General features: G+C 63.5%; 11 protein-coding genes. 3 read left to right on the plus strand and 8 right to left on the minus strand.

Features of this window, described 5'->3' with window-relative positions; all coding sequences use genetic code 11:
* Positions 1 to 126: 126 nt before the first annotated feature.
* Both RCI06_RS13495 and recA read right to left on the minus strand, forming a co-directional pair.
* Positions 127 to 744: a regulatory protein RecX gene (locus RCI06_RS13495; protein WP_306576363.1), complete on the minus strand. Its 618-nt coding sequence runs from the start codon at positions 742 to 744 to the stop codon at positions 127 to 129.
* Positions 741 to 1,895: a recombinase RecA gene (recA, locus tag RCI06_RS13500; protein WP_306576364.1), complete on the minus strand. Its 1,155-nt coding sequence runs from the start codon at positions 1,893 to 1,895 to the stop codon at positions 741 to 743. Before recA ends, RCI06_RS13495 begins: the two co-directional genes overlap by 4 nt.
* A 185-nt stretch (positions 1,896 to 2,080) precedes the next feature.
* Between recA and RCI06_RS13505 the strand changes: the two genes are divergently transcribed.
* The 3 genes from RCI06_RS13505 (at position 2,081) to RCI06_RS13515 (ending at position 3,841) form a co-directional block, all read left to right on the plus strand.
* Positions 2,081 to 2,902 carry a helix-turn-helix transcriptional regulator gene (locus RCI06_RS13505; protein ID WP_306576365.1) on the plus strand — a complete coding sequence of 274 codons (822 nt, stop codon included), beginning with the start codon at positions 2,081 to 2,083 and terminating at the stop codon, positions 2,900 to 2,902.
* 184 nt (positions 2,903 to 3,086) lie between these two features.
* On the plus strand, positions 3,087 to 3,365 hold the full coding sequence (locus tag RCI06_RS13510; protein ID WP_121587373.1) for a DUF3795 domain-containing protein: 279 nt from the start codon (positions 3,087 to 3,089) through the stop codon (positions 3,363 to 3,365).
* On the plus strand, positions 3,362 to 3,841 hold the full coding sequence (locus RCI06_RS13515; protein ID WP_101552401.1) for a VOC family protein: 480 nt from the start codon (positions 3,362 to 3,364) through the stop codon (positions 3,839 to 3,841). The genes RCI06_RS13510 and RCI06_RS13515 overlap by 4 nt, the downstream gene beginning before the upstream one ends.
* A gap of 54 nt (positions 3,842 to 3,895) precedes the next feature.
* Here RCI06_RS13515 and RCI06_RS13520 read toward each other — a convergent pair whose 3' ends face one another.
* The 6 genes from RCI06_RS13520 to RCI06_RS13545 all read right to left on the minus strand — a co-directional run bounded on the left by RCI06_RS13520 (position 3,896) and on the right by RCI06_RS13545 (position 8,843).
* A complete protein-coding gene (locus RCI06_RS13520) occupies positions 3,896 to 4,351 on the minus strand; it encodes an ATPase (protein WP_101552404.1) in 456 nt (151 codons plus the stop codon).
* A gap of 22 nt (positions 4,352 to 4,373) precedes the next feature.
* Entirely contained in the window at positions 4,374 to 4,886 is a 513-nt protein-coding gene (gene coaD / locus RCI06_RS13525) for a pantetheine-phosphate adenylyltransferase (protein WP_101552405.1), read from the minus strand.
* A gap of 3 nt (positions 4,887 to 4,889) precedes the next feature.
* Positions 4,890 to 5,438 carry a 16S rRNA (guanine(966)-N(2))-methyltransferase RsmD gene (rsmD, locus tag RCI06_RS13530; RefSeq protein WP_121587371.1) on the minus strand — a complete coding sequence of 183 codons (549 nt, stop codon included), beginning with the start codon at positions 5,436 to 5,438 and terminating at the stop codon, positions 4,890 to 4,892.
* A 241-nt stretch (positions 5,439 to 5,679) separates the two neighbouring features.
* Positions 5,680 to 7,515, minus strand: a complete 1,836-nt coding sequence (gene uvrC, locus RCI06_RS13535; RefSeq protein WP_101552410.1) for an excinuclease ABC subunit UvrC — start codon at positions 7,513 to 7,515, stop codon at positions 5,680 to 5,682.
* A 97-nt stretch (positions 7,516 to 7,612) separates the two neighbouring features.
* A complete protein-coding gene (locus RCI06_RS13540) occupies positions 7,613 to 7,876 on the minus strand; it encodes an HPr family phosphocarrier protein (protein WP_101552412.1) in 264 nt (87 codons plus the stop codon).
* 223 nt (positions 7,877 to 8,099) lie between these two features.
* Positions 8,100 to 8,843 carry a DUF554 domain-containing protein gene (locus RCI06_RS13545; protein WP_101552414.1) on the minus strand — a complete coding sequence of 248 codons (744 nt, stop codon included), beginning with the start codon at positions 8,841 to 8,843 and terminating at the stop codon, positions 8,100 to 8,102.
* Between the last annotated feature and the right edge of the window lie 744 nt (positions 8,844 to 9,587).

The following is a 9,587-nucleotide window of genomic DNA, read 5'->3' on the forward strand; positions in this document are numbered from 1 at the left end:
GGGCGGCCAAGAAATAGGGCCGCCTGCCGGGGCGGGACCCGGCAGCTCTGCCGCTCGATGAGCGGATAATCTAAGCCTGCCGTCGGTCGGCCACCGACAAGCTCCGCCGCTCACTGAGCGGCAAATCTAAAACTCCTCGGCGGCCCCACAGAAGCGGGCGAGCGCCCGGCGCACGTCGGAGGGACGGTGGCCCAGCCGCAAAAGGGCGTTGTAGGCGCGGCGCTTGACCGCCTCGTCTTCTGGTGCGGCGGAATATTTCTTTTCAAGCACCTCTAACATCTGCTCCTGCGGGTCGGCGTCGAGCAGCGAAACCGCCCACTCAATCTGCTCGGCGGAAAGGCCCTTCTGCCGCAGCTCCTGGCGGATGCGCAGCAGGCCGTAGTGTTTGCGTTCGCTGAGTTCCCGCGCGTACCGTTCGGCATAGCCGTCGTCGTCCACAAGGCCCAGCTCCTCCATCCGCTCGACCGCCTGTCCCGCGGCCTCGGGGTCCACATGGCGGGCGAGGCGGTCCCGAAGCTGGCTGGAGGTGTATTCCCGGCCGGACAGCATCGAAAAGGCGCGTTCCTTGGCTTTTTTGAGCTCCGCCTCGGCGGCGAGCCCGGCAAGGCGCTCCCCGTCGATCTCCGAACCGACCGAAAGCCCCGACGCCGCAAAGACGTCGGGGTGCATACTGAGCAGGAACTCATCGTCCCCATAGAGGGCGACGCGTCCCCGTTTTGTCATTCTGACGGCGGTCAGCTTCATTCGTCATCCGTCTCCACGTCGATGTTGACGCGAGCGGCCGGCGCGGCGGGCGCTTCCACAGGGGCGGCCCCGACCTTCACCGGCTTTTTGCCGCCGGCCGCGCGCGGGGATTTCAACAGCTTATCCGCGTTCTCGCGCACCTTTGCCTCAATCTCCGCCATGAGCTCGGGATTGGCCTTGAGATATTCCTTCGCGTTGTCGCGGCCCTGTCCGAGGCGGATGTCGCCGTAGTTGAACCACGAGCCGCCGCGGACCACGATGTCCAGCTTATTCGCCAGGTCGAGCACCTCGCCCTCCTGGGAAATGCCGGTGCCGTACATGATATCGAACTCCGCCTCGCGGAAGGGAGGCGCGACCTTATTCTTGACCACCTTGACGCGGGTGCGGTTGCCGATGATCTCGGTGCCGCTTTTGAGCGCCTCGATGCGGCGCACGTCGAGGCGCACCGACGCGTAGAATTTGAGCGCGCGGCCGCCCGGCGTCGTCTCGGGGTTGCCGTACATGACGCCGATCTTCTCGCGCAGCTGGTTGATAAAGATGACCACGCAGTTGGACTTGCCGATCGCGCCGGTCAGCTTGCGCAGCGCCTGGCTCATGAGGCGGGCCTGCAGGCCGACGTGGCTGTCGCCCATCTCCCCTTCGATCTCCGCCTTGGTGACCATCGCGGCCACCGAGTCGACGACGACCACGTCGATCGCACCCGAACGCACGAGCGCCTCCGCGATCTCGAGCGCCTGCTCGCCAGTATCCGGCTGGGAGACGAGCAGCGAATCGATGTCCACCCCGAGCGCCTGCGCGTAAACGGGGTCGAGCGCGTGCTCAACGTCGATGAAGACCGCTTCGCCGCCCATCTTCTGCGCCTGCGCGACGACGTGCAGCGCGACGGTCGTCTTGCCGGAGCTCTCCGGCCCGTAAATTTCAATGATACGCCCGCGGGGAACGCCGCCGATGCCGAGCGCGATGTCCAGCGAGAGCGACCCGGTCGGGATCGCCTCCACGTTGAGGGTGCTGTCCTGCCCGAGCTTCATGACCGCGCCGCGGCCAAACTGCTTTTCAATCTGCCCAAGCGCGGTCTCAAGCGCCTTCTGCCGGTCCTCCGCAGAGATGTTCTGCCTGCGCTCGCTCACAGGCCCCATTTTTTTATCCGCCATAGCCCTGCCTCCGCCATCAAAAATCGTCGCGCGGCGGACGGCCGCGCGGATATTCACTATTCGCATTATACACGACCGCAGGTCAAAAAGCAAGTACAATTAGAACATTTGTTCTTATTTTCCTGTGGACTTTTCCGCCCGTTCCGGGTATGATGGAGATACTGCTTTTGAGAGGGGGACGGGCGATGGAACGGGTATTTTCACTTTGCAGCGCGCGGGCGATCGCACGCGCGCAAAACCACCTCTACCTCGCGCCCCACCCCCTGCTCCGCCCCTGGGTGGCGCACTACACCTTCACCTTCCCGTCCGGCCCGCCGGAGGACGGGACCCTCGCCCTCATCCCCGACGCGAGCGGCTGTATCCTCCTATCGCTCGACGGAGAGGCCCGCGCCCTTGCGTGGGGCGCGACCACCGAAGTCGCCGTCGTGCGGCGGGATTTCAACGAGTCGCCCGTGCGCTTCTTTATCGAGTTTCTGCCCGGCGCGCTGGGCGCCCTGACCGGCATCCCGCAGGAGGAGCTGCGCGACCGCCGGTTCACGCTGGGCGAGGCGGACGCGGCGCTGGCCGCCGCCCTCGAAGCCGCCGCCGGCCGCGCGGCGGACGCGGACGCTCTCGCGGAGGAAACCGACCGTCTGCTGCTCGCCCGGTTTTCCGGACGTGCCCTGCCCGGCGCGGTGCGGGGCGCGATGCAGCGCCTGCGGGAGTCGTCGGGGATGCTGCCCGTCGGAGAGCTGGCCGCCGAGAGCGGCTACAGTCAGCGACACCTCAACCGCCTCTTCGGGGAGACGGTCGGCATGAATGTCAAGACCTTTGCGCGGCTGGTGCGGGTCAACGGCGCCATCCGGCTGCTGCGGCAGGGCTCCGGTTCCCTCGCCGCGCTGGCGCAGGAGGCCGGCTTTTACGACCAGTCCCATTTTATCCACGATTTTTCGCATATCTGCGGGGTCGCCCCGGGCGCCTACCTGCAGAACCTGTCCGCTTTTTACAATGAAATTTTCAAATTTTGAAGTATGCTTTTAGCAAACCCCGCCGGCGTGCCGCGGCGCCCCTCCCGGGGCGCACGGGCCCGCCGGCCCCGCGCCGTGACCGCCCGCCGCAGGGCGGGCGGGGCCGCTTTGCGGCCCAACAAAACGGCTCTGCCGTTTTGGTCACGGCGCGGCCGGGCGGTACCATACGAGGGAGGCTGAAACCATGATTGAATCGAGATGCGGGCTGCTGTGCAGCGCCTGCAATTACCGGGAGCCGATGGGCTGCAAGGGCTGCACGGCGATCGAAAAGCCCTTCTGGGGCGACGCGTGCCCGGTGAAATCCTGCTGTGAGGCAAAGGAGCTGGAGCATTGCGGGACCTGCGGGGAATTCCCCTGCGCGCTGCTCACCGGCTTTGCCTACGACCCCGACCAGGGGGACGACGGAAAACGGATCGAACAGTGCCGCTGCTGGCGCGACGCTGAAAAGGAGGCGGTATCATGAAATTTTGCGGACCGATGCTCTGTGTCCGGGACATGGAGGCATCCAAACGGTTTTACACCGGCCTGCTCGGGCAGAAGCTCGTGCTCGACTACGGGGAGAATGTGACCTTCGACGGCGGGTTCTCCATCCAGGTGAAGTATCAGGAGATCTGCGGGCTGGACCCCGAGCGGTTCCCGACCCGCTACGGCGGCAACGACGCGGAGCTCTATTTTGAGGAGCCGGAATTCGACCGGTTCCTCGAAAAGCTCGCGGCATGGCCCGGCATCGAATACATCCTGCCCTGCCACGAGCACAACTGGGGGCAGCGGTGCGTATGCTTTTACGACCCCGACCGGCACATCATCGAGGTCGGCGAGCCGATGGACCACGTCGCCGCGCGCTTTTTGAAGCAGGGGATGCGCCCCGAGCAGGTGGCGGAGCGCACCATGTTCCCGCTCGAGATCGTCCTGAAAATTCAGAAGGCGATTGGGGAATAGCGGCGAAAAAAGAGGCCCGGACGCGCTGCGTCCGGGCCTCTTTTGCATCTGAAATCACCGGCTGGTGGCGTTGCGGAACGCCTGCCGGGTCGCCTTGATCTCGGTGAGGGATTTGACGAGGACCTCCTCGGTCTTGAGCAGGCAGTTGTCGGAAAACTCCTGCGCCGCCTGACGGATCTCGCGGGATTTGAGCTGCGCCTGGGAGAGGATTTCCGACGCCTTGGCCTGCGCCGCCTTGCTGACCTCCTCCTGCGCGATGAGGGTACGGGCGCGATCCTCCGCCTTGCGTACGATCTGCTCCGCCTCTTTCTTGGCGTTTTCGATGATGTCGGTGCGGTCGGAGACGATCGCCTTGGCCTGCTTGATCTCCGCCGGGATATTCAGGCGGATATCGTCGATCAGGTCGCGCACCTTGTCGGCGTCCACCACGCACCGGCCGCCCGAAAGCGGCAGGCTCCAGGAACGGTCGAGCAGTTCGTCGATCACGTCCAGAATTTCATCGATATTCATTCGGAATCCACTCCTTTATCGGTTATTCGTCAGCTGTTTCGGTTTCGGGAAATTTGATTTTGAGCCGCTCGACCACCGTATCCAGGATGATGGAGGGGACAAAGCTGCTCACGTCGCCGCCGAAGCGGGCAATCTGCCGCACCATGCTCGAGCTCAGGTACATGTTGTCGCTGCTCGGCGTGAGAAACACAGTCTCCGCCTGGGGCATCAGCTTGCGGTTGGTCAGCGCCATCTGGAACTCATAATCAAAGTCGGATACCGCCCGCAGGCCCTTGACGATGGCGACCGCGGACTTCCTACGAACATAGTCTATCAGTAAACCGCTGAACTTGTCAACTTCCACGTTGGGCATGTCCACGCAGACCGCGTGGATGAGACGCACCCGCTCGTCGAGGGAAAAGATCGGGTTCTTGTCGGGGTTGGCGCTCACCACCACGATCACCCGGTCGAAGAGGCTCGCCGCCCGCCGGATGATCTCCTCATGTCCCTTGGTGATCGGGTCAAAGCTCCCGGGGCAGATCGCCAGTCTTTCCATTCGTCATTCCTCTTCCTGTCGTTTTCTGTAGGTCGTGATCTTCGCCTTGCCGTATCGGTAGGTCCGGTGCAGCAGGAACTCTCCCGCCGCCTCCGGCAGCTCCTCGTTCTTTTCCGTCTCGCAGACGATGACGCCCGTGTCCTTCATGAGTCCCGCGAGCTTCGGCAGCACCGCGGGGATGAGGTTTTCACCGTAGGGCGGGTCGAGCAGGGCGATATCGAACCGTTCCCTGGCGCCGAGCAGGAAGCTCTGCGCCTCCATCGCGGCCACCCGCGCGCGGTCGGCAAGCTTGGCCGCCGCAAGGTTGCGGCGGATGACCTCCTGCGCCGCGCGCTCCCGGTCGACAAAGACGCACTGCTTCGCCCCGCGCGACAGCGCCTCGATGCCGAGCTGCCCGCTCCCCGCGAAGAGGTCGAGCACGACCGCCTCCGCAAGCTCGAAATGCAGGATGCTGAACATGGCCTCCTTGGCCATATCGGACGTCGGCCGCGTCGCAAGCCCCTCCGGGGCTTCCAGCCGCGTGCCGCGCGCCGTTCCGGTAATTACTCTCATATCGATTCCCTTCCTGCCAGGGGGACTTTTGAAAAAGTCCCCCTGGACCCCGAAAACTTTTATCAATTAGCCCTCCGCCGCCCCCGCCGCCTCTACCCGTGAGGGAAAGCAGTGTTCGCCGTACGGGCGGCGGATCATCCCCACGAGAGGCGACAGCCCTGAACCAAACGCTTTGAGGGTTTCCAAAGGGAACTTTCTCGAAAGTTCCCTTTGGTCATGATACGGGGTTTTGCGCGGTTTGTCAATCTTCGGCGTGCAGGAAGTCGTAGAGCTTCCGCGCGGCGGGTTTGGAGACCCCCTTGACCTCCGCGAGCTGGTCCGGGGTCGCGGCGCGGATGGCCTTGATCGTCTTGAAGTGCCGGAAGATCTCCGCCGCGCGTTTTTCGCCGATCCCCTCGCACTGGGTGAGGGTGGATTCAAATGCCGACTTCTGGTGCCGCGCACGGGAAAAGGTGATGGAAAAACGGTGCACCTCGTCCTGGATCGTCGACACGAGGGTAAAGGCGCTGCGGTGGGAATTGATCGCGATCTCGCCGCCCGACTCGGCGATCGCGCGGGTGCGGTGCCGGTCGTCCTTGACCATGCCGAAGACGGGCGCCGAAACCCCCATCGAGGCGAGCAGCGGCACGATCGTAGAGACGTGCCCCTTTCCGCCGTCGAGCAGGATGAGGTCGGGCATCCGGTCGAACGCCTCGTCCTTCTGTGTTTCGTCGAAATAGCGGCCGAACCGCCGGGAAAGCACCTCCGACATGCTCGCGTAGTCGTCGGTGCCCTGCACCGTCTTGATCGTAAACTTGCGGTAGCAGGCACGTTTGGGCCGCCCGTTCTCAAAGACGACCATGCCGCCCACCACCGTGTCCGAGCCGATGTTGGAGATGTCGTAGGCCTCGATGTAGGCGGGCGGCTTTGAAAGCCCCAGCAGCCGCGCCAGCTCGTCGAGCGCCGCGACCTCCCGGCCGGTGCGCTCCGCCTTCTGCGACAGCCGTTCGGCGGCGTTCGCCCGCGCCATTTCCACGAGCTTCTGCTGCTCGCCCCGCTGGGGCACCCGGATCTCCACCCGGTGGCCCGCCTGCTCGGAGAGCAGCTGCGCGGCGATGTCGACGTCCTCGATCTCCCCGTCGAGCTGGACCCGCTTGGGGATGTCCTCGCGGGTGGTGTAGTAGCGCAGCAGGAATTCCAGCCGCGCGCCGTCGAGGTCGTCCACCGCGCCGAGCAGGAAATCCTGCTTGTCCACCAGCCGCTCCCCGCGGAATTTGAGCACCACGGCGCAGGTGTCCTGCTCGCTGCGCGCGAGCGCGATGATGTCCTGGTTGGCAACCTTGGAGAAGACCACCTTCTGCGACTCGCTGATCCGGCTGATCGCCTTGATGCGGTCGCGCAGCTGCGCGGCCTTCTCGAACTGCATCTTTTCGGCGCACTCGTTCATCCGCCGGGTCAGCAGCTCCACCGACTGGGCGCCGCCGCCCCGGATGTATTCGAGCGCCTGCTCGAGGACCTCCGCGTACTCCTCCTGCGAAACCCGCCCCCGGCAGACTCCCATGCACTGCTTGATATGGAAGTTGAGGCAGGGGCGTCCCTTGCCGAACTCCTGCGGGAACCTGCGGGTGCAGGTGGGCAGCAGGAAGGCGCGGTTCACCTCGTCGACCGTCTCGTTGACGACGAAGGAGGAGATGTACGGCCCGATATAGGTCGCGCCGTCGTCCTCCCGCTGGAAGACGTGCCGGATGCGCGGGTAGGACTCCTTCGAGACCTTGATGTAGCTGTAACCCTTGTCGTCCTTGAGCAGGATGTTATATTTGGGGGAATGCAGCTTGATCATGCTGCACTCGAGCACGAGCGCCTCGAATTCGCTGTCGGTGACGATATAGTCGAAGTCGTGGACGTGGCTCACCATCTGATAGACCTTGGGCAGATGCTTTTCCACCGCGCGGAAATAGCTGCTCACGCGGTTTTTGAGCGCCTTGGCCTTGCCGATGTAGATGATGTCGCCCGCGCGGTTCTTCATGATGTACACGCCCGGCCGCAGCGGCAGCTTGTGCGCCTTTTCGGCGAGGTATGGCAGACGCGGGTTATCCAAGGGAGCCCTCCTTCCCGCAATAGGAATTGTTTGCCGATAAAATGAAAAAATGCACCGTCAGGCTTCTGAGCGGTGCATTTTCAGCAGGTGGGTGCGATTACTCGGTGAAGCCGGACTCGACCAGCTTGACAAGCCCCTCAACGGCGGCCTGCTCGTCGGAACCGTCCGCGATGATGCGGATGGTGGTACCGCCGACGATGCCGAGGGAAAGAACGCCGAGCAGGCTCTTGGCGTTAACGCGGCGCTCCTCCTTCTCAACCCAGATGGAGGATTTATACTCGTTGGCCTTCTGAATAAAGAATGTTGCGGGGCGGGCGTGCAAACCGACCTGATTCTGAACGGCGACTTCTTTCACAAACATTTCAATACTCTCCTATTTCTCAAGTATGTGGCGTTGAATTAGTTGTTACTATTATAAGCGCATTGCGCCAAAGCGTCAACGCTTTTTGTCCCACTTTTGCCAATCGCAGGGATTTTCTGTTTCTTTCCCAGTTCGGCCGCTTTACCGCTCCCACGGAATTGTGCAACTTTGCTATAAAGTTTTCAACAATTATAGCAAGATACCCGGAAAGACCGGCCGGGTTTCAAAACATCTGCCGAACCTGGTCGAAAAAGCGCGCAACATGCGGCTGGGCCAGCGTGTAGACCACCGGCACAAGCAGGGCGGGCAGCAGGTTGGCGGTGCGGATGTTTGTGAACTCCAGAAAATTGATGCCGATGCACATGACGATTGTATAACCCACCATGCAGATGGCGTTGAGCATCGGGCCGGAGACGATCGGCGCGAGCACCCCGGCAAGCAGCGTGATCGCGCCCTGGTAGGCAAGCACCGGGATGAACGCAAACACCACGCCGAAGCCCAGTGTGGAACCGAGGATGATCGAACAGATGAAGTCGAGCGCGGATTTGATGAACAGGACGCTCGGGTCGCCGGTGAGGCCGTCGTTGAGCGCGCCGATGATCGCCATCGCGCCGATACAGAAGATGAGCGACGCGTTGATGAATCCCTTTGCGAAGCCCTCTCTGCCGAACTTTGCCTCGATCGCCTTCCCGCCGCGCACGAGCGCCGCGTCGATGTCGCACAGTTCCCCGAGCACCCCGCCGATCACCATGCTGGCGATCAGCAGGAGCGACCCGTCGGCGGACAGCTTGCCGTCGGCGCCCACCGTGACCATCGAGGTGATGACCCCTTCGATCCCCACGAGAAAGACCGCCAGCCCCAGCAGCTTCATCGCCGTCTCCTCCACCTTTTTGGGGAGGCCGCGGCGGATCAGCAGGCCGATCATGCCGCCCACGATCACTGAAATTGCGTTGACTATCGTTCCCATCTATTCTGCCTCGTTTCTGTCATTGTATGTGCCGTGTTTGCGCGGGGTTCCCCGCGAATTCGGTTTTGACGCTCAGAATGCGGCGCGGTTCGTCGGTTTCCACCGGCGGCCGCTTTGGATTTGCCGCTCACCGAGCGGCGGAGTTTGTCGGTGGTCGACCGACGGCGATCCCTCAGGCTTTTCCGCCCAGCGGGCGGAGGGCTTTTGTTCGCGCCCCTTCGGGGCGCTTTATAGGTGCCGCCTTCGGCGGCGGGGATTGCCGGGTCCCGCCCCGGGGTGGGCTTAGATTTTCCGCTCATCGAGCGGCGCAGTTTGTCGGTGGTCGACCGACAGCGAGTTCCTTTCTTGCGTGCCCAAGAAAGGAACCAAAGAAGGGCACGAGGGGCTACGCCCCTGCGACCCCAGCGCCGCCTCCGGTTGGCCTGCGGCCAAAGTCGGCGGCGCCCCGCCACGGATGAGCGGACGGGTGTACAGCATCCCGCCAGCCGCTGCGCCGCGGGCGCAATGCCTCTGCCGGCGAGTCTCCGGTACCGTACCGAAAGTGCGCCCGGGGAGGCACGGCCGCTTTTGCGTGGCGCGCAGCGCCCACAGGGAGGCGGAAAACTGCGCGGCTTTGCCGCGCACGCGCGCAGAGCGCGCGAACACGCCGCAGGCGTGTTGTTTTCCGCCGCGGATTATGGCGAGCCATTCGGCTTCGGTCGTTGGGTGCGCCCGCAACCTGAATTGAGCCCTCAGCTGGTGTAC

The organism is Anaerotruncus massiliensis (ex Togo et al. 2026), assembly GCF_030825285.1.
Classification (GTDB): domain Bacteria; phylum Bacillota; class Clostridia; order Oscillospirales; family Ruminococcaceae; genus Anaerotruncus; species Anaerotruncus massiliensis.